Here is a 19,493-nt window from a genome sequence, read left to right as displayed (position 1 = left end):
TCGCAGAAGCGCTCCCAGACGTTAGCGCTTTCGCGCTGTTGTAAGGTAGTTGTCATGTGCTTATGATTGCTTTATGTATTTTTCAAGGTTCGGGGCGGTTTTGTGTTCCGCCATGTAAATAAGATTAGCGCTTTTATTTCGGTTTGTAAAGGCCTTTTAAGTACAGTGTTCCTGATGAGGAAGATAAGTATAACTAATCTGTGGGCTGGGGAAGGGATGAGGTTAGGTGAATGATGCGTAAGTTTTACCTTAACCTTAATAGGACTTACGCATGGTTGGTTGTATGGCCACCGTTTCAGCGATCGAGGAACCGCCGAGACGGCGGCGTTACATAAAGCGTGCCGAAGTCTTAAATTAAGTAGATGCACTCAATTCATGCTCTAAATTATGTTGCGGACGATCGCTTACAGTCCTGCTTATACTCTGGTTCCTACTTACGAGTGTTTTAATCGGTGCGCTTACTGTAATTTTCGCACCGATCCTGAGCAAAGTCCTTGGTTGACATTGGCGGCGGCGGAGAAGCAACTGCAAGGCCTTAAGGGGAAAGGAGTGATTGAAATTTTGATTCTCAGCGGTGAGGTACACCCTCTTTCGCCAAGGCGAAAAGCTTGGTTTGAGTGTATTTATGATTTGTGCGAACTTGCATTAAATTTTGGATTTTTACCTCATACAAATTCGGGGCCATTGAGTTTTGAAGAGATGGCAAAGTTAAAAGAGGTGAATGTGTCGATGGGGTTAATGTTAGAACAATTAACACCAAATTTATTGCAATCTGTTCACCGATATGCTCCTAGTAAAGTGCCTTCTTTAAGGTTGCAACAATTAGAATGGGCGGGGGAGTTAAGGATTCCGTTTACAACTGGTTTACTGTTGGGAATTGGTGAGAGTGAGGGGGATTGGTGGGAAACGCTGAGTGCGATCGCACAGATTCAGACTGATTATGGTAATATTCAAGAGGTTATACTTCAACCTCATAGTGCTGGTAGCCAGCAAGGTTGGAAGGGTGCAAGTTTTAATGCTGAGAAGATGCCAGAAGTAGTGGCGATCGCGAAGTCGATTTTACCTCCAGAAATTACCCTGCAAATCCCGCCTAATTTAATTACAGAACCGCAGATATTACTGGCTTGTTTAGCAGCCGGTGCTAGGGATTTGGGAGGGATTGGGCCTCGCGATGAGGTTAATCCTGATTACGATCATCTGCAATGTCATGCTTTAGAGGCGTTATTGGCAGTGGAGGGATGGGAATTGAGGCGACGCTTGCCAGTTTATCCTCAATATGATACTTGGCTGTCACCAAGATTACAAATTGCTGTTCAGCAGTGGCGAAAAGCCAATGGGGATGGGGGGGAAGAAAAAATTGTGGTAAGAAAAGTGGAAATTAGCGATCGGGTTGTGATATAGTAGATTTTGCGATCGACGGCGGCATAGCCAAGTGGTAAGGCAGAGGTCTGCAAAACCTCCACCCCCAGTTCAAATCTGGGTGCCGCCTTTATATTTGTCGAGTGTCAAATTATTTGTCCGCGTTGACAGATTTTTGTCCACGGATCGTAGTTTGACTCATCGCTGCTTTTAACACCAGACAGGATTAGCACCAGTAATTGCTCTTAATGCCCAAAACCAATGGTCTGGTTCTCGTTCTAGTTCCCGCAATATTAAAGGTATCACAGGTTGACCCATGCCAATAATTCTCTGGTAAGCAGGGTGCATAACAATCTTTGAAACTAATGACATCATTCCCGTTTCTTGATGCCATTCTTCCACCAGTTTCATAAATTCTTTTTCTAGCTCCTCCCTTATTTGAAGAGGATAGTCATAATTGCAGTTAGCTAAAGAAACTCTGTAAACTCTTGGTTTTTTCGGTAGCCAATCAGGAGCTTGTTCTCCTGATTTTAACCAAATTTGTTCTGGACTTTTAGGCTTTGAATCTTTAAGCCAATCTTTAGGGCTACTCTTGTCTAGCCTATAACTATTTGATGTATATTCTTCAACACTTCTCTTTTGTTTCGTAGCTACCATTTTAAATCACCTCTCTTCTACATCTAAATAGGAAACTTGTGCTTGGTTAAGCATTAATTTAATAGATTCGGCTTTCTGTTCAGCTCTATCTAACTGTTCGCGCAATTTTTTAACATCATTTGTATCTAAAGCAATATAAAAATCCTTCTCCTCATTTCCTTGTTTATATTCAAGTTTAAGAGTATGAACTATAAGTGCCCCAGCCGGAATTTTATTCAAGTCAGGATCAAAGACGGGCCTTATATCTGTAATTATACGGGAACCAAGAAACAAATGCTCATATTCAAATAATAATTCCTCTACTTTAGAGGCAACATATAAAGCACCGTCAATACTTAATAGAATAGTTATTCTTTCCTCAAATATTTTTTTTTGTTCTTCTGTAACATTAGGAATATCTTCTAATTCTGCTAAAGCTTCTCCCAGGCTACTAGCTAAATCTTCTATGGTTAAGCTGAAGTAAGTTTGGAGAGGGTATAAAGAAACTATAGCCTCTAAAATATTTAATAGGTCATCTTTAGTTAAATCCTCAATTCCTTTTTCCTTAATTTTCAAAGATACTGTATCCGCTAATTTTTTCAAATGAAATGATGGATTTGAATTTTTTAAAGCGTCAATAAGGTTTTCAAAAATCGCACTGTCTAAAGTAATAATTTTTTCTATACCATAACGATATTTTTTTGGTATCTGTATGCGTGGCATTATGTTATTACCCTATTGTAATTATGATTATAACATCGGTACTAATCGACATCCCCAATTTAGAGGTTCGCCGTCATCGCCGTTCCACGCCCAATAAGTAGTTGGGCTTCCCCTTGATGTCTGGTAGATGAGAAGATTCTACATCATCTGCCTTCACTTGCAATGATAGGGGATAACGGGTGGGCAAAGTTAGCCCGTTATCCCAATCCTGACGAAAAGGTTCCACCCGAAACAGCCAAGGCTGGATATCTATGGCTTCCATCACTTGTACTCCCCAGCAACTTCTTTGAGAGTTTCCAAATCAATCCTTGATAACCCCTTCAAACGTCTTCGGCTTAAACCGATCCGCCTCATCAATAATCAGCATTTCCACGCCGCAACCCTTGAGCAACCGCATCGTGCGATCGCGAATCTCCGCGATCGCTCCCCTCACCACCCAACACTTCAAATACTCAAGCATCACCCCAAACAACACCTTCCCCCCACACTGCGGAATACCGTTGGGAGGTGCGGGAGGTGGGGAAGATGGGCAAGACAAAGAGCACAGGAAAATATCTAAGGTTAAACTTTTCTAGCTTGATGATTAAAATAGAACTAAGATAACAGGCTTCATTAAAACTTAAGAGAGAGATTGAGGAAGGGAGAACAGTGCAACTAAAAACTAAAGTAGCAGCAAAACGAGCAACCGGCGGTTTTGCTTTGATTGACAGCTTAAGACGACATGGTGTTAAGCATATTTTTGGTTATCCCGGCGGGGCAATTCTGCCGATCTATGATGAACTATACCGCGCTGAAGCTGAGGGCGGTATTCAGCATATTTTGGTGCGCCACGAACAAGGTGCTGGCCACGCGGCGGATGGTTATGCTCGCGCTACGGGTCAAGTTGGGGTTTGCTTTGGGACTTCGGGCCCAGGCGCTACTAATTTGGTGACGGCGATCGCGACAGCTCAAATGGATTCGATCCCGATGGTAATCGTAACTGGTCAAGTAGCTCGCAGTGCGATCGGTTCTGATGCTTTTCAGGAAACTGATATCTATGGGATTACGCTACCAATTGTCAAGCATTCCTATGTGGTGCGCGATCCAAGGGATATGGCGAAAATTGTCGCTGAAGCTTTCCACATCGCGATTACAGGAAGGCCGGGGCCGGTGTTGATCGATGTACCCAAGGATGTTGGCTTAGAAGAGTTTGACTATGTACCGGTGCAACCAGGTGCGGTGCGGATTCCGGGATATCGGCCGACGGTGAAGGGAAATCCTCGTCAGATTAATCAGGCGGTGAATTTGATTAAACAAGCGGAACGTCCTTTGCTATATGTGGGTGGAGGTGCGATCGCAGCGGGTGCTCATGCAGAAATTCAAGAACTAGCTGAATTGTTCCAAATTCCGGTGACAACAACGCTGATGGGTAAGGGTGCATTTAATGAAAAGCATCCTCTGTCTCTGAAAATGCTAGGGATGCACGGCACGGCCTATGCTAATTTTGCCGTCACTGAATGCGATTTGTTAATTGCTGTGGGCGCTCGGTTTGACGATCGCGTTACTGGCAAGTTAGATGAATTTGCTTCTCGCGCTAAGGTAATTCACATTGATATTGACCCCGCTGAGGTGGGTAAAAATCGCCCGCCAGAAGTCCCGATTGTAGGCGATGTGCGGAATGTTTTAATTGATTTGCTGCGGCGATGTCGGGAAATAGGTGAGGTTAATAGCGATGCCTCCGGCGCTCTTCGAGATCGCACTCAGGAATGGTTAGCACGGATTAATCGCTGGAAGCAAGACTATCCTTTAGAAGTTCCTCATTATCCCGATGTCATCTCTCCCCAAGAGGTGATTGTAGAATTGGATCGTCAGGCACCGGATGCTTATTTCACAACGGATGTAGGCCAACATCAAATGTGGTCGGCTCAATTTCTGAATAGTGGGCCCCGTCGCTGGATTTCCAGTGCAGGTTTGGGCACGATGGGTTACGGAATGCCTGCGGCGATGGGTGCAAAAATGGCGCTACCTAACGAACAGGTGATTTGCGTGGCCGGCGATGCTAGCATCCAGATGAATATTCAGGAGCTAGGAACTTTAGCACAGTATGGCATTGGTGTCAAGACTGTGATTGTGAATAATGGCTGGCAGGGAATGGTGCGGCAATGGCAGCAGGCGTTTTACGGAGAGCGTTATTCTTCGTCGAATATGCAGCCCTCAATGCCCGATTTTGTGATGCTGGCGGCAGCTTACGGGGTGAAGGGGATAGCAGTTTCGCAGCGGGATCAATTGGAGGATGCGATCGCGGAAATGCTAGCTCACAACGGCCCTGTATTAATGGATGTGAAGGTGAGCAGGGATGAAAACTGTTATCCGATGGTAGCACCAGGAAAGAGCAATGCTCAGATGATTGGTTTACCAGTTCGCAAAAGCTTGGAACAGGCGATCGAATTGATTTACTGTCCGAGTTGCGGTGCGAAGAATGTGACAAATAATAAGTTTTGTCCTGAGTGTGGAGCAAAGCTTTAGGTTTGACAGGACTTACGCACGATTACGTAACGCCGCCATCCTGGCGGTGACTTTACCGCCTAGAAGGCGGCGTTACGGATATTTTTGCGTAAGTCCTGTTTGATTGCCCTAAGTCCCCTTGTTAAGTCAGGGGGCTTTAAGTATTCGGACATAAATAAACGTAATCATGTCATTGCGAGCCCAGCGAAGCAATCGCAAGGCTTTGAGATTGCTTCGCTGGGCTCGCAATGACATTCTTTATTTTTGTCCAGCTACTTATCTTACGTTTAATTAGGTGGATTTACTTATTAAGAATTTGGAGAATTAGCATTAAAAAACACCGCTCCTAAAGAAGAGGAGAACGGTGTATAGGGGGTGTTATGGGTTGTTGTCTGAAGTTAACGTTAACAAATGAGCTGCTGTCCAGACTGAACCTTGTGCTGGTTAAAAAATTGGCACAGACCGAGGTGTTACCATAGCTTGCCATAAGCATAGCTGCTCCGAAAGCCGACAACTACCTTAACCAAGCCATTCTAAAACAGCTTCCTCCTTAGTATTGGTGCGACGATCTGGGGTTTCGCGGGTAAATTTCATGTGGATAGCACGGTTTTGTTCGCCATCGGCTGCTACTGCAAAGATCGGATAGTCGATCAAACCATCCTGGAAAGACATCTGATAACGGAAAGTGCCATCGGGATTGAGTTTGATGGGTTGTCCGCCGATGTAAACCGTAGCATCAGGTTCCGTAGCACCATAGACAATCAATTCAGCATCAGCAACTAACCAGAACTTGCGAGGCTTGACTGGAGGCATAGAAGCACCAAAGCCTACTCCAGACATCGTGAGGCCAACGCCAGACATCGTGAGCCCGGAGGTAGTGGGAACTGCCCACATACCAACACCGGAGGGGAAGACATAGGAACTCAAAGCTTGTTCGTGGATGGCGACTTGCTGAATGGAACCAGCGACGTGCTGCATCGAACCGAAGACGGAACCAGCCACCCGCATTGCTTCGGCAGATTCTGCCATACCGAAGATTTGTTCGTAGATGGGGTTGCCAGCACCAGCATAGGCGGGAGTCGCAACTTTTTTGCTGGGGGGAACCAGTTCGAGGAAGGTTTTGCCGCGTAAATCTTCTTCCCAACCTATGGTAATGAATTGGTCTTCAATCCAGTCGCTGGGGTAGACGGGGGGAACGCGGACTTCGGCAGAACGGGCGAGGACTATCCAGCGGCCGTCGGCGCAACGGTAGCCGATATCGATTACGTAGTCGCGATCGCTCACAGGGATCGGCACGTACCACTCGCGGGCTAATTCGTCGCAGGGATATTCTTGAATGTTGTGAGGGCTTTGGTATTCGAGGTTAACATCCGTGACATCATAAATCCGTAGGGCAATCTGCTGTCCACCTTGGCGACGCAGTTCTTCTTTATGACTGTTGGGAATATCCCAGTAAGTGTAAGCCCATTCGGGATCGCGGGGCATCAACACAATCCGGCTTTCGCCATATCCATCGGGCAAATCCGCTAAACCTTCATCGACAGATGACAGAGATCCGCCAGTACGATCTTCCTGACCCAGTTCAAATTTTGCTGCTTCCACTGTTTCCTGTGCCTCTAGTGTATTAGATGGACTATATGAAAATTTGGTGCGTTGAATTTCCTGAATTGAACCCAGGAGTTGCGACTTCCGCATTCGGCTATAGCGAGAGACTCCATATTCACTAGCAACTCTACGCAGTTGCCGCAAAGTCATATCTTCTAAAGGTGGGCGTTCTTTGGCCATAAGTCTGTTCTCCAGTAATTGCGACGGCAAGTTAGGTTTTGGGAAACACCCGGATGTGTGCGCCTTGGGAGTTAAAAGCTGTTGCGACTGATGTAAGCCCCAGCTTGCGATCGCTCCCACCTTGAAAGCCTTGCCTCTTGTTGGTCTTTTAAGTCCCCTTCTAAATCCGGGGCTTTAACTTTTTGGCTCCCTTACGCTCCATCCCGGCGAACGAAAGCATTTCTTTGGGATCGCGGGGATCGCTTTTGTCCTATATGTTGCAGAAAAATCCTGGTTTGGTCAAGGGGTTTTTGAGGTTGATTATGAGTAAATATACGTATTTACAAGGAAACGGGGATCAATATGTCATAGTTTCCTGACATTTGTTTGTAATTGGGGATCGCGATCGCACCCTATGTCATCAATCCATGACATAAACCCTGTAACGCCGCCTTCCAGGCGGTATCTTCTGCCGGGACGGCGGCGTTACGTCTTACTATGGATAAAGCACTCTACGCTTCCAGTAGATTAATCAACACCACAGCCATGAGCCCAAAACTATACAACAGCTTGACTCGTCGGGTAGAACCCTTAGAAACCATAGAACCGGGAAAAGTGCGGATGTATTGCTGCGGCGTGACAGTCTACGATAACTGCCATCTGGGTCATGCACGTTGTTATATTGCTTGGGATGTCGTGCGGCGATATTTGACGTGGCGGGGCTATGAGGTGCGCTACGTCCAGAATTTTACTGATATTGACGACAAAATCCTCAATCGCGCCCGAAAAGAGGGATCTTCAATGGAGGAAGTAGCGGAACGCTACACTCAGACTTATTTTGAGGATATGAAGCGTTTAAATGTCTTGGAAGCCGACGAGTATCCCCGCGCAACTCATACGATGGATGGCATTAAACGGCTGATTCACGAGTTAGAAAGTAAGGGTTATGCTTATGCGTCGGGAGGCGATGTTTACTATAAAGTTAGGCAATTTTCTGAGTATGGAAAGCTTTCTGGACGCAAGTTTGATGAGATGCAAGCTGGCGCTAGCGGTAGAGTAGAATCGGAAGACGCAGAGGCTCAAAAAAAGAAAGATCCCTTTGATTTTGCGTTGTGGAAGGGGGCTAAATCTGGCGAACCGGCATGGGATTCGCCTTGGGGTTCTGGTCGCCCTGGATGGCACATAGAGTGCTCAGCAATGGTACGTCAAAGTTTAGGGGAAACTATTGATATTCATTGTGGGGGGGCAGATTTAATTTTTCCTCACCATGAGAATGAAATTGCTCAATCTGAGGCGGTAACTGGGAAACCTTTGGCAAGATATTGGATGCACAATGGTTTTGTGACTGTTAATGGTGAAAAGATGTCAAAATCTTTGGGCAATTTTACCACTATTAGGGATTTATTGGATAGAGTAACTGACCCAATGGTGGTGCGTTTGTTGGTATTGATGGCTCATTATCGCAAGCCGATTGATTTTACAGATGAGGGGATTTCTGCTGCTAAAAATGGCTGGAATACGATTAAGGAAGGGTTGGATTTTGGTGATTTACACGGCGATCAGTTTGGCTGGGATTCAGAGAAAATTCGGAAATTGCCGCCAGAGGATAGCGAAGCTGTGCAGCAATTTCGAGCAGCGATGGATGATGATTTTAATACTCCTAATGCTTTGGCTGTTGTGTTTGAATTAGCCAAGGAATTGGGGCGCGATCGCAATGTTTGGATACATGGGGTGAAAATAGAAACTCCTAGGGAAGTATTAAAACAAAAGTGGCTTATACTTGTTAGTTTAGTCGAAGTTTTAGGACTTATTCTTCCTGTGGAGGCGAGGTTTTTGGTATTGAGTGCTCATTATCGCAAAACGATTCAGGAAGGGATGCTTTTTGGTTATGAGCACGGTTCTCAGTTCGGTTGGGATTTCGATAAAATTCAGGAATTGCCGCTAGAGGATAGCGAAGCTGTGCAGCAATTTCGAGCAGCAATGGATGATTTTAATACTCTTAATGCTTTGGCTGTTGTGTTTGAATTAGCCAAAGAATTGCTGCGCGATCGCAATATAATTGTACATGGAGGGAAAACGGAAACGCCTTCGGAAGTATTGCAGCAAAAGTGGCAGACTCTTGTTAGGTTGGCAAAAAAGTTAGGATTTATCAATCGTGTGCCGATGAGTGCGACTCTTTATGGCGATCAATCAAAGGCTAGTCTTAAAGAACTTAAAGTTATTGGAGGATTAACCGATGAGGAGATTGAGGAGATTGAGAAGATTGAGGGTTTAATTCAGCAGCGATTAGATGCAAGGAAGGCGAAGAATTTTGCTGAGGGCGATCGTATTCGTAATGAACTGAAAGATCAAGGAGTTACTTTGATCGATCAGAAGGATGGTACAACTATCTGGCATCGAATTGACAAGGACTAATAAGATTAACAATGATTTTATCTCGATTTTTTTTCACAATTACATCTCGAATCATTAGCCACTGGCGAAGACAATGGAAACTAATATTTTCCATTGTCTTGATTATCAGTTTACTGATTTTAGGCGGTTGTCAAAACTATCCAAATTCCCAATCTAAAAGCAGCGGCCCTATTTATCTTACCCTGTGGCATGGCATCAACCCGCTGCCAAATCGCGACATATTTCAATCTCTCGTAAATAAATTTAATAAAACTCACCCAAAAATTCAAATCGAAGCCTTCTATGTTGGTCAACCCGACCAACAGATGCCCAAAATATTAACATCAGTAGTGGGAAATACACCGCCAGATTTACTCTGGTACAACCCTACAATTGCAGGTCAGCTAGTAGAACTACAAGCAATTATACCCTTAGAAAAATGGTTAAACAAATCTCCGCTGAAAGTAGAAATAGATCCAGCTTTATTTGAATCAATGGAACTCAACGGCCACACTTGGTCAATTCCTTTGGGTACTAACAATACTGCTATTTTTTATCGTCCTAGCTTATTCAAAAAAGCAGGTATCAAAAAATTGCCCGAAACTTGGGAAGAATTTAGAATTGCAGCGAAAACTCTGACTCAAGATCGAAATAAAGATGGGCGTACAGATCAATACGGATTGATGCTATCATTAGGGAAAGGAGAATGGGTGGTTTTTACCTGGTTGCCCTTTATGTTCAGTGCCGGCGGTGAATTTGTTAATCGCAAATCAAAACTAGAAACACAAGTAGAAAATATCCAATTAGCAATTCCTAGGATAGATAATCCCGGTGCGATCGCGGCCTTGAAATTGTGGCAAAATATCCTCAAAGATGGATCGGCAACACTTTCCGCCCCAGAGAGAGGTTACGAGCTTGATAGTTTTATTGCTGGTAAAGTTGCCATGCAAATTACCGGGCCTTGGACGCTATTACAATTGCAACAAAGCGGCATAGATTACGGCGTTTTGCCGATACCAATCCTCAAACGACCAGCAGCCGTCACTGGAGGAGAAAACTTGTATGTAATGAAAACATCACCTCAAAGAGAACGAGCAGCCTGGGAATTTTTAGAGTATGTTTTAAGTGAAGAATTCCAAACAGCTTGGGCCCTAGGCACTGGATATTTGCCAATTAATCTAAAATCAAGAGAAAGTCAGACTTACCAGGCATTTGTCGATCGCAACCCAGCTTTGCGAGTTTTCCTAGAACAAATGAAATCAGCGCGATCGCGACCCATTATTTCCGGCTACTCTCGGCTATCGGAAAACTTAGGTCGCGCCATAGAAGCAACCCTTTTAGGTCGTCGCCCGGAAGATGCCCTCAAGGATTCTCAAAAGCGTTTAGACTTAATTTTCAATAAGTAGGATGTTAACAGTTAACAGTTAACAGTTAACTGCTAACTGTTAACTGTACTAAAAACTTTAGCGATCGGTTTTAAGGAGGGGTTCCACCCATCCTACTTCTTCCTTCTTCCTTCTTCCTTCTTCCTTCGGTTCTAACCCGATCGGCAACAAATCGCCTACCATCAGCTATAGAAGCATTTTTTCCCCTGCTGTCAAGGCGATCGCAGGTCTTGATGCCCCATCCACGACCTACCCCTCCTGCAAATCCCAATGGAGACAAAATTCCTTAACTTAATTAAAGGAAAAACTGGGCGATACCTCCTAATAGTAGCCGCGATCGCCGCTCTCTACTTTTTGGCTGCCAAATTTGCAATATCCAGCCTGATGCTGAGTTCAGAAGTATCACCCATGTGGCCTGCGGCCGGAGTGGCCCAAGCCGCACTACTCCTATTTGGGCCTTCCTTCTGGCCGGGAGTAGCGATCGGCAGCTTTCTATTCACCCTTTCCGGGCAACCCGGAGACTTGCTGGCGGCATTAATTTCAGCCATCGGTAGAACCTTACAACCTCTATTCGGAGTGGCCCTGCTAAACCGCATCGGCTTCTCAGTTAAGCTAGATCGCCTCAGAGACGTTTTGGGAGTCATGATCTTAGGCTCCTTCTGCTCCGCGATCGTCAATTCCACCATCGGGACTTTAAGCGAATGTCTATTTGGTTTATCTAAGTGGAGCGATTTTGCCGGGATTTGGGGGACATGGTGGCTGGGAGACGCAATGGGAATTTTACTCGTAGCCCCCGTCCTGTTAACTTGGCAAAAATGGCCCTCACTCCCGCAAAAACCCAGACACGCTGTTGAAGCCGCGATCTGGTTTCTACTGCTAGTAGCAATTTGCTGGCTCGTCTTCTGTTCCCGAACTAGGGCCGCCTACGCCCGCTATCCCCTGGAATACCTACCCTTTCCCTTAGTAGTTTGGGCCGCCTTCCGCTTTGGTCAATGCAGCACTGCGATCGCCAACCTCATCCTCTCCTCCTTTGCTATTTGGGGCATCGCACGGAATTCGGGCCCTTTCCTCAAACACGCCAATAACACTTCCCAGGCGATTTTATCCCTACAAGCCTTTATCACCGTCATCGCCGTCACCGCCCTCGTTTTAGCCGCCACCGTCGCGGAACGCCAACAAGCAGAAGCTTCCCTACGAGCCAATGAAGCCAGCCTCGCCAACGCCCAGCGGATCGCCCAACTCGGCAACTGGGACTTAGAGATCGCAGCAGGCCAATTGCGCTGGTCAGATGAAATTTACCGGATTATGGGAGAGAGTCCAGGAGCTTTTAAGCCCAACCAGGAGAAATTTTTAGAGTACGTTCACCCCGACGATCGAGAATTAGTCAAGCGATCGATCGATCGCGCCCTATATGAAAAAAAGGCTTATAGAATAGACTATCGGTTAATTCTGCCCGATGGAAGCGATCGCACAGTCTGCGAACAAGCCGCCGTTACCAATACCCGCATTGCCAGCACCATCCAAGACATTACAGACCAAAAACGAGCAGAAGCCGCCCTGCGATCGAGCGAAGAAAGATTTTCCAAAGCCTTTTACTCCAGTCCCGTCGGCATCAGCATCAGCACTCTCAAAGACGGATGTTTTGTAGATGCTAACGACAGCTTCCTACGACAACTAGGCTGGCATCGCGAAGAATTTATCGGTCGCACATGGACGGAGTTAGAAATGTGGGTAAATACCGAAGACCGAGACAGCATTGCCCAACAATTGCAACTACAAAACTCTACTAAAAATTGGGAAGTTAACGTTTATACAAAATCTGGCGAAATTCGGGATTGGCTACTTTCAGTAGAACCTATCGACATCGGCAAACAAGAATGCGTCTTAATTATGGCCAGCGACATCACCGAACGCAAACGCGCCGACGAATTTCGCAAGGGGAAAGAAGCCGCCGAAGCCGCTAACCGCGCCAAGAGCGAGTTTCTTGCTAACATGAGCCACGAATTGCGAACGCCTCTCAATGCCATCATTGGTTATAGCGAATTGATGCGAGAAGATGCCGAAGAACAAGGCCTAGAAGAATTTGCCGATGACCTTTTAAGAGTTAACAATGCAGGCAAACATCTATTAGCAATTATTAAAGATATTCTTGATTTCTCAAAAATAGAAGCTGGCAAAATGAGTCTACAGTGGGAAACCATCAGTATTCCCGTGCTAATTCAGGAAGTGGTCGCAACTGTCAAACCCCTAGCTGAGAAAAATTCCAATATATTCGATATTAACTATGCTGAAGATATTGGCTCCCTCCGCTCGGATTTGACTAAAGTTCGCCAATCCCTGCTTAACCTTCTCAGTAATGCCTCTAAGTTTACTAAATCTGGCACTATCTCTCTCACTGTCACCCGCGAAGTAGGAGAGATGAGGAACGAGGGATATTTTAAGCGGGAGAGAATTCCCACTCAACAGTTAACAGTTAACAGTCAACAGTCAACAGAATGGATCGTTTTCACTGTCAGCGATACTGGAATTGGTATGAGTCCAGAACAGTTAGAAAGAGTCTTCGATCCGTTCACGCAAGCAGATTCTTCAACCACCAAAAAGTACGGAGGTACGGGCTTAGGACTCACAATTACCAAAAAATTATGCCAGATGATGGGTGGAGATATTAGTGTTAAAAGTGAGTTAGATAAAGGTTCCACTTTTACTATCTGGCTCCCAGCTATTCTCAAGGAAACATCAACATCTATGGACGATTCAGGGGATTTGTTACGATCCTGAGAGGCAGGAGGCAGGAGGCAGAAGGCAGAAGGCAGGAGGTCGATCTTCTGAAGTTAACTCAACGCCATCTCAAAACTTCCGAATCTTACAGCCGATCGGGCAATAGTTCTGTAAAATAATGGGGGAGATGTTGGCTCGACTTTCACCGTTTGCCTTGCCGACAATGTAGGCTATCCACTAAACACTAGACATTAGTTGAAAACTAATAAATTAATAAATATAGCAACCTTCTTGGCAGTTATGGACTCGCTCATTGCTTCTAGCCTTGATTCTATTCCCTTCTTCCCCTAGCCCCTAGCCCCTAGCCCCTAGCCCCTAGCTATATAGCGTAACTACAAATTATGCACCCTCACCTCAAGCGCCAACTTCAACAGCTCGGCTTGAGCCTAGAGTCTCCGCCTCTGGGTGTACAGCAGTGGCAGGAATTTTTAGAGCAGGTGGGCGATCGCTATAGCCGTCAAGAGCATAATTTAATTGATTCCGTGTCTATCAATGCAGAGGCGGAAGAGCAAGTCTTTGAGGTATCCCAATCTTGGAAAGTTGATAGACACTCGGCGGTATTGGGTAGCTTGGGGGTGGGGCTGTGTACTTTAGATACTAGGGGCTATGTGCTCTATATTAACCCTGAAGGAGAACGCCTGCTGGGATGGCGTTTTTCACAGTTGGCTGGTGGGCCTCTGTTGGCCCGAATTGGTGTCACACTGGGGAAAGGAGGGACAAGGGGACAAGGAGATCGGGGAAGGAACCAGCAGGGAGGAGCTGAGAGTGAGTCTAAGGCGAAAACTCAATTATCTCTTAGGGAAGCGATCGCTATAGGCCAAGCTTGTAGCAACTCAGATGGTAAATTTCTCTGTCAGGATGGGACGATTTTATCAGTTTCCTATTTTTTTAATCCGATTATAGACGGGGATGGTGCTGGTGTTTTGGTGTTTTTTGATATTGCAGAGCGCCAGCGTTTGATGGGAGAGCTGGAGCGATCGCTCTCTATGTTACAAGCAGTATTTGAATCAACAGATGCGGGTATTCTCGCATTAGATCGACAGGGGAAAGTTAGTAATTTTAATCAAAAGTTTGTGGAAATGTGGGGTTTAGTTGATGATACCATGCTGTTAGCGGAACCTGGTAAGGGCACGCCCACAGCTCTCCCGTTTGTGATCCGCCAGTTGAAGTATCCCCAAGCTTTTCTTAAAACTGCAATCAAATTATCCGCCGAGCCGGATGCACAGATTAGCAATTTGTTAGAATTTAAAGATGGCAGAATTTTAGAGGTTAATTCTCACCCTTCCCAAGTTGGAAAAAAAATAGTCGGTAGAGTATGGATATTTCGTGATGTAACTGAGCGGAAACAAGTAGAAAAAGACCTGGAATATCGGATTGAATTTGAGCAGTTAATCACCAATCTGTCAACGCATTTTATTAGTTTATCTCCAGAAGAGATAGATTCCGGCATTAATCAAGCGCTGGAAGAGGTTGGGAGATTAAGTGCAGTTGACCGCAGTTATATCTATCTGTTTTCTGAGGATAAAACGCAACTGGAAAATGTGTGTGAATGGTGCGCGGCGGGGATTTATCCTCAAGATGGCAGGCTCAAAACAGTGAGGCGATCGCAAATTCCCTGGATCGCGGAACGGCTGAATCAATTTGAAAATGTTTATATTTCCGAACTATACAACCAGCCGACTGATATTTTAGCAGAAGTCGCTTGTCTGCGCGATCGCACTGAGGAAGAAATTTTTCCCAATCCTCGATCGCACAGTGCTACAGAAAATATGCAATCGCTAATTATTATTCCCTTAGTTTGTAGCAAAGAACTGGTAGGGTTTCTCGGATTCGATGCCGAACAATCCCCAAAAACGCGATCGCCAGAAATATTAACCCTATTCAAAATGGTAGGAGAAATGCTGGCAAATGCCTTAGAGCGCAAGCGGGCAGAAGAAGCTCTACGACAAGCAGAAAGTAAATATCGCAGCATCTTTGAAAACGCAGTTGAAGGCATCTTCCAAAGTACCTCCGATGGACGCTACATCAGCGCCAATCCAGCCCTAGCTCACATTTACGGCTACAACAACCCCGAAGAAATGCTCGCGCACCTGACAGACATTGGCCGCCAACTTTACGTAGATCCAAACCGTCGCCAAGAGTTCTTAACAGCGATGGAGACGCAGAATGAAATCTTGAGATTTGAGTCAGAAGTATACCGCCGGGACGGTAGTATTATTTGGATTTCCGAGAACGCACGCGCAGTTAGGGAATCAGGGGGTGCGATCGCCTGTTACGAAGGCACTGTGGAAGATATTAGCGATCGCAAAAAAGCAGAAGTATCCTGCAAATTAGCCCTAGAAGCCGCAGAATCCGCCAACCGCGCCAAAAGCACCTTTCTCGCTAATATGAGTCACGAATTGCGAACTCCTCTAAACGCAATCATCGGTTACAGCGAAATGCTCGCCGAAGAAGCCGAAGATTTAGCAGTCAAAGAATTCATCCCCGATCTGGATAAAATCCGCACCGCAGGTAAACATTTACTATCTTTGATCAACGATATCCTCGACATCTCTAAAATTGAAGCAGGGCGAATGGATCTCTATCTAGAAAGTTTCGACATCCCAGCCTTAATTGATGGAGTTGTCGCCACCGCCCAACCCCTAGTCGAGAAAAATGCTAATGCTCTACAAGTGTTATGCTCCAGCACCATCGGTACTATGTATGCAGACGTGACTAAAATGCGACAGGTACTTTTAAACCTGCTCAGCAACGCCGCCAAGTTCACTCAGGAGGGTACAATTACGCTTACTGTCGAAAGAGTTAAAAATGAAAAATTGCCCAGCCTAGGGGCGAATAGTAGACCAGAACAAAGTCATGGGATCTTGTCACCGATCGTGCAAAACCCAGAGATACTTTCCCAATTTTTAATTTACGATTGTGATTCTTTAATTTTTCGGGTTGCTGATACAGGTATTGGCATGAACTCACAACAGTTGAAGCAATTGTTTCAACCCTTCACTCAAGGAGACGCTTCTACCACCCGCAAGTACGGTGGTACAGGTTTGGGCTTAGCTATTAGTCAGCGGTTTTGCCAAATGATGGGCGGCGACATCGCAGTAGAAAGCGCATGGGGAGAGGGTACAGTCTTTACTGTGGTATTGCCCAGCGAATTTAACGATCGCCTTCCCGAAACCCAAGAACCAGAAACCAGTAATTATGTCCCAACTCAGATTACTTCTGGGACAGTCCTAGTGGTTGACGACGACCAAATCGCCCGTGACTTGATCGAGCGATCGCTCACCCGTGAAGGACTACAGATCGAAATAGCCGCCACAGGAGCCGAAGCATTACGCCGAGCCAAAGAACTGCGCCCAGACGCAATTACCCTCGACGTGATGATGCCAGGAATGGACGGCTGGGCAGTGCTAGCAGCCCTCAAAGCAGACCCCGATCTTGCCGATATTCCCGTCATCCTGCTATCCTTTGTTGGCAACAAAAGCCTGGGATTTGCCTTGGGTGCATCGGATTATCTCACCAAGCCAGTAGATGGCAAGCGCCTCGCAAACCTTTTGAGCAAATACCGACGCGACCTAGACCTTACCAGCGGCAGTTTAACTGGTCAGATTCTAATCGTGGAAGACGATCTTGCCACCCGCGAAATGCTGCGGCGCATACTGGAAAAAGAAGGCTGGCTAGTGGCGGAAGCCGACAACGGCCGCGCCGCCCTTAAACAGCTAACTCTTGCGCCGCCGAACCTAATTCTGCTCGATTTAATGCTGCCGGAAATGGATGGTTTTCAGTTTATTTCTGAAATTCACAACTCGGCAAGTGACGATCCGATACCGATCATCGTCATCACCGCTAAAGACCTCACGCCTGGAGAACGCCTGCACCTAAACGGTTACGTGGAGCAGATCCTACAGAAAGGAGTTTACAGTCGAGATGCTCTCCTGCGGGATGTTCGCGCTCTAGTAAATGCCAGCCTTGGCCGCAGGCACGGCACGCCCAGGAAGGAGGAAACTAATGGCTAAGATTCTGCTGGTTGAAGATAATGAAATGAATAGGGATATGCTCTCTAGGCGTTTGGCTCGTAAAGGACATGAGGTATTGATTGCGGTTGATGGTGCTGAGGGGGTGGAGATGGCTCGCTCGAAGGTGCCGGATTTGATTCTGATGGATATGAGTCTGCCGGTGTTGGATGGATGGCAAGCAACGCAGCAAATTAAGGCTACGCCGGAAACTCATACTATCCCTGTGATTGCTCTCACGGCTCATGCGATGGCGGGGGATAGGGAGAAGTGTTTGGCTGCTGGCTGCGATGATTATGATACTAAGCCGGTGGAGTTTCCTCGGTTATTGGGGAAGATTGAGATGTTGCTGAGTAGCCGCGCAGTAAATTAGTTTTTGTAGGGGCGAAGCATTGGCGCTGATATTCTATCTATGTATAGTAACCACCAAGGCGTTTAAGACACTCGCTCATTGCTGAAGCCCGCTGATTATATTCCCTTCTTCGCTTCTTCCCTAGCCCCTAAACCCTAGTCCCTAAACCCTAGCCCCTAGCCCCTAGCCCCTAGCCCCTAGCTATATATGACAGACAGTTGGAATGAAGGTAAATTGCGATCGCCACGCCGGATATTAATCACAGGCGGGGCTGGATTTATTGGCTCGAATTTTGTCCATCATTGGTGCAGCTCTTACCCCGATGATAAGGTAGTAGTGTTAGATGCTTTAACTTATGCGGGCAATCGGCAAACTCTGGCGGGTTTGGAGAGTAGAGAGAATTTTCGGTTTGTTGTTGGTGATATTTGCGATCGCCCTCTCATAGACAATCTACTTCAAACGGAAAACATTGATACTATCGCCCACTTCGCCGCCGAATCCCATGTCGATCGATCGATTTTAGGGCCAGCAGCTTTTGTTCAAACCAATGTAGTCGGCACATTTACCCTCTTAGAAGCCTTCCGCCAACACTGGCAAAATCTCTCCATCTCACCCCTAAGTAAGCCGCAGGGAGTTTTCCTCCACGTTTCTACTGATGAAGTTTACGGCAGTCTAGGCCCAGAAGATCCAGCCTTTACAGAAACTACACCCTATTCTCCTAATAGTCCCTATTCAGCATCGAAAGCTGGTAGCGATCACCTCGCTAGAGCCTATTTCCACACCTACGGTGTACCGACAGTCATCACCAATTGCTCTAATAATTACGGCCCTTACCATTTCCCAGAAAAGCTAATTCCCCTAATGTGCATTAATATGCTATTAGGTAAGCCGCTACCTGTTTATGGAGACGGGCAAAATGTACGAGATTGGCTGTATGTTATCGATCACTGCCGCGCTTTGGATTGTGTAATTCATCAGGGTAAACCTGGGGAAACTTACAATATTGGTGGCAATAATGAAGTAAAAAATCTTGACTTAGTAGGAATGTTATGCAAGTTAATGGATGAATTGGCAACTGATTTACCAGTGCGTCCTTGCGAACAGTTGATTAAATTTGTTAAAGATAGACCCGGACACGATCGCCGCTATGCTATTGATGCCACTAAGATTAAACAAGAATTGGGTTGGACTCCTTCAGTAACAGTTGAGGAAGGGTTACGACGAACCGTAGAGTGGTATTTGACTCATCGCGATTGGTGGGAACCCCTATTATCTGAGGAATATCAGGCTTATTATCGCAGGGTTTACGCTTAGAGAAGAGAAAATAATAATCTGTTTCTCTCTTATCATCTGTTTGCTGATTTGTCAAGTTTATTAAGATTTAATGAAGCTCGATCCAAAAGGTAGAATATCCAGTATTTCTGGCTGATAATTTGAATGTAGCTCCTCACTCAAAGAGTTGCCGAACTCAAGAACAAGCTGTGCCTTTGGTAATGGCTAATTGCTAATTACTAATTAAAAGCAGTAACTATCACATTCAAAACTGCGATACATCGCAAGCGCCAAGACAGTGAGGACAGATATCCGTAACGCCGCCTTCTAGGCGGT

General features: G+C 45.9%; 14 protein-coding genes, 1 tRNA gene and 1 pseudogene. 10 read left to right on the top strand and 6 right to left on the bottom strand.

Features of this window, described 5'->3' with window-relative positions:
• Positions 1–387 precede the first annotated feature (387 nt).
• Positions 388–1,401: a 7,8-didemethyl-8-hydroxy-5-deazariboflavin synthase subunit CofG gene (cofG, locus tag PY364_RS18225; protein WP_275524626.1), complete on the top strand. Its 1,014-nt coding sequence runs from the start codon at positions 388–390 to the stop codon at positions 1,399–1,401.
• Positions 1,402–1,418: 17 nt separating this feature from the next.
• Positions 1,419–1,489: transfer RNA gene (locus PY364_RS18220), tRNA-Cys, on the top strand.
• Positions 1,490–1,569: 80 nt separating this feature from the next.
• Here the strand turns inward: PY364_RS18220 and PY364_RS18215 are convergent.
• The 4 genes from PY364_RS18215 to PY364_RS18200 all read right to left on the bottom strand — a co-directional run bounded on the left by PY364_RS18215 (position 1,570) and on the right by PY364_RS18200 (position 3,256).
• Positions 1,570–2,016 (bottom strand): hypothetical protein, encoded by a 447-nt coding sequence (locus PY364_RS18215; protein ID WP_275524625.1) that lies wholly within the window; start codon positions 2,014–2,016, stop codon positions 1,570–1,572.
• Positions 2,017–2,022: 6 nt separating this feature from the next.
• Positions 2,023–2,718, bottom strand: coding sequence for a hypothetical protein (locus PY364_RS18210; RefSeq protein ID WP_275524624.1), 696 nt, complete (start codon positions 2,716–2,718; stop codon positions 2,023–2,025).
• Between the two features lie 73 nt (positions 2,719–2,791).
• Positions 2,792–2,980, bottom strand: a complete 189-nt coding sequence (locus PY364_RS18205; protein ID WP_275524623.1) for a hypothetical protein — start codon at positions 2,978–2,980, stop codon at positions 2,792–2,794.
• A gap of 39 nt (positions 2,981–3,019) precedes the next feature.
• Positions 3,020–3,256: a TniB family NTP-binding protein gene (locus PY364_RS18200; protein ID WP_275524622.1), complete on the bottom strand. Its 237-nt coding sequence runs from the start codon at positions 3,254–3,256 to the stop codon at positions 3,020–3,022.
• 110 nt (positions 3,257–3,366) lie between these two features.
• Between PY364_RS18200 and ilvB the strand changes: the two genes are divergently transcribed.
• Positions 3,367–5,223, top strand: coding sequence for a biosynthetic-type acetolactate synthase large subunit (gene ilvB / locus PY364_RS18195; protein WP_275524621.1), 1,857 nt, complete (start codon positions 3,367–3,369; stop codon positions 5,221–5,223).
• 498 nt (positions 5,224–5,721) lie between these two features.
• On the opposite strand, the gene PY364_RS18190 is transcribed toward ilvB, so the two are convergent.
• Positions 5,722–6,987 carry a DUF4912 domain-containing protein gene (locus PY364_RS18190; protein ID WP_275524620.1) on the bottom strand — a complete coding sequence of 422 codons (1,266 nt, stop codon included), beginning with the start codon at positions 6,985–6,987 and terminating at the stop codon, positions 5,722–5,724.
• A 525-nt stretch (positions 6,988–7,512) separates the two neighbouring features.
• Here PY364_RS18190 and cysS point away from each other — a divergent pair.
• From cysS to PY364_RS18175, 3 genes and pseudogenes are all read left to right on the top strand, one after another.
• Positions 7,513–8,775, top strand: a pseudogene (gene cysS, locus PY364_RS18185) (cysteine--tRNA ligase); the annotation flags it as partial.
• A gap of 66 nt (positions 8,776–8,841) precedes the next feature.
• Positions 8,842–9,381: a DALR domain-containing protein gene (locus PY364_RS18180; protein ID WP_275524628.1), complete on the top strand. Its 540-nt coding sequence runs from the start codon at positions 8,842–8,844 to the stop codon at positions 9,379–9,381.
• An 11-nt stretch (positions 9,382–9,392) separates the two neighbouring features.
• A complete protein-coding gene (locus PY364_RS18175; RefSeq protein WP_275524618.1) occupies positions 9,393–10,766 on the top strand; it encodes an ABC transporter substrate-binding protein in 1,374 nt (457 codons plus the stop codon).
• A gap of 70 nt (positions 10,767–10,836) precedes the next feature.
• Here PY364_RS18175 and PY364_RS18170 read toward each other — a convergent pair whose 3' ends face one another.
• The gene (locus tag PY364_RS18170; RefSeq protein ID WP_275524617.1) at positions 10,837–11,025 is read right to left on the bottom strand and encodes a hypothetical protein; all 189 of its coding nucleotides are present in this window, start codon (positions 11,023–11,025) and stop codon (positions 10,837–10,839) included.
• Here PY364_RS18170 and PY364_RS18165 point away from each other — a divergent pair.
• From PY364_RS18165 to rfbB, 4 genes are all read left to right on the top strand, one after another.
• On the top strand, positions 11,016–13,523 hold the full coding sequence (locus PY364_RS18165; protein WP_275524615.1) for an MASE1 domain-containing protein: 2,508 nt from the start codon (positions 11,016–11,018) through the stop codon (positions 13,521–13,523). The two genes, PY364_RS18170 and PY364_RS18165, sit on opposite strands and share 10 nt — an antisense overlap.
• A gap of 341 nt (positions 13,524–13,864) precedes the next feature.
• The gene (locus PY364_RS18160) at positions 13,865–17,536 is read left to right on the top strand and encodes a response regulator (protein ID WP_275524613.1); all 3,672 of its coding nucleotides are present in this window, start codon (positions 13,865–13,867) and stop codon (positions 17,534–17,536) included.
• Complete coding sequence (locus tag PY364_RS18155) at positions 17,529–17,906, top strand: response regulator (RefSeq protein WP_275524611.1); 378 nt, start codon at positions 17,529–17,531, stop codon at positions 17,904–17,906. Before PY364_RS18160 ends, PY364_RS18155 begins: the two co-directional genes overlap by 8 nt.
• A gap of 186 nt (positions 17,907–18,092) precedes the next feature.
• Positions 18,093–19,199: a dTDP-glucose 4,6-dehydratase gene (rfbB, locus tag PY364_RS18150; RefSeq protein ID WP_275524609.1), complete on the top strand. Its 1,107-nt coding sequence runs from the start codon at positions 18,093–18,095 to the stop codon at positions 19,197–19,199.
• Positions 19,200–19,493: the final 294 nt, after the last annotated feature.

The sequence above is a fragment of the Kamptonema sp. UHCC 0994 genome (genome assembly GCF_029167235.1).
Lineage (GTDB): Bacteria > Cyanobacteriota > Cyanobacteriia > Cyanobacteriales > Microcoleaceae > Kamptonema.
This window is presented reverse-complemented; position numbering and strand designations above follow the sequence as displayed.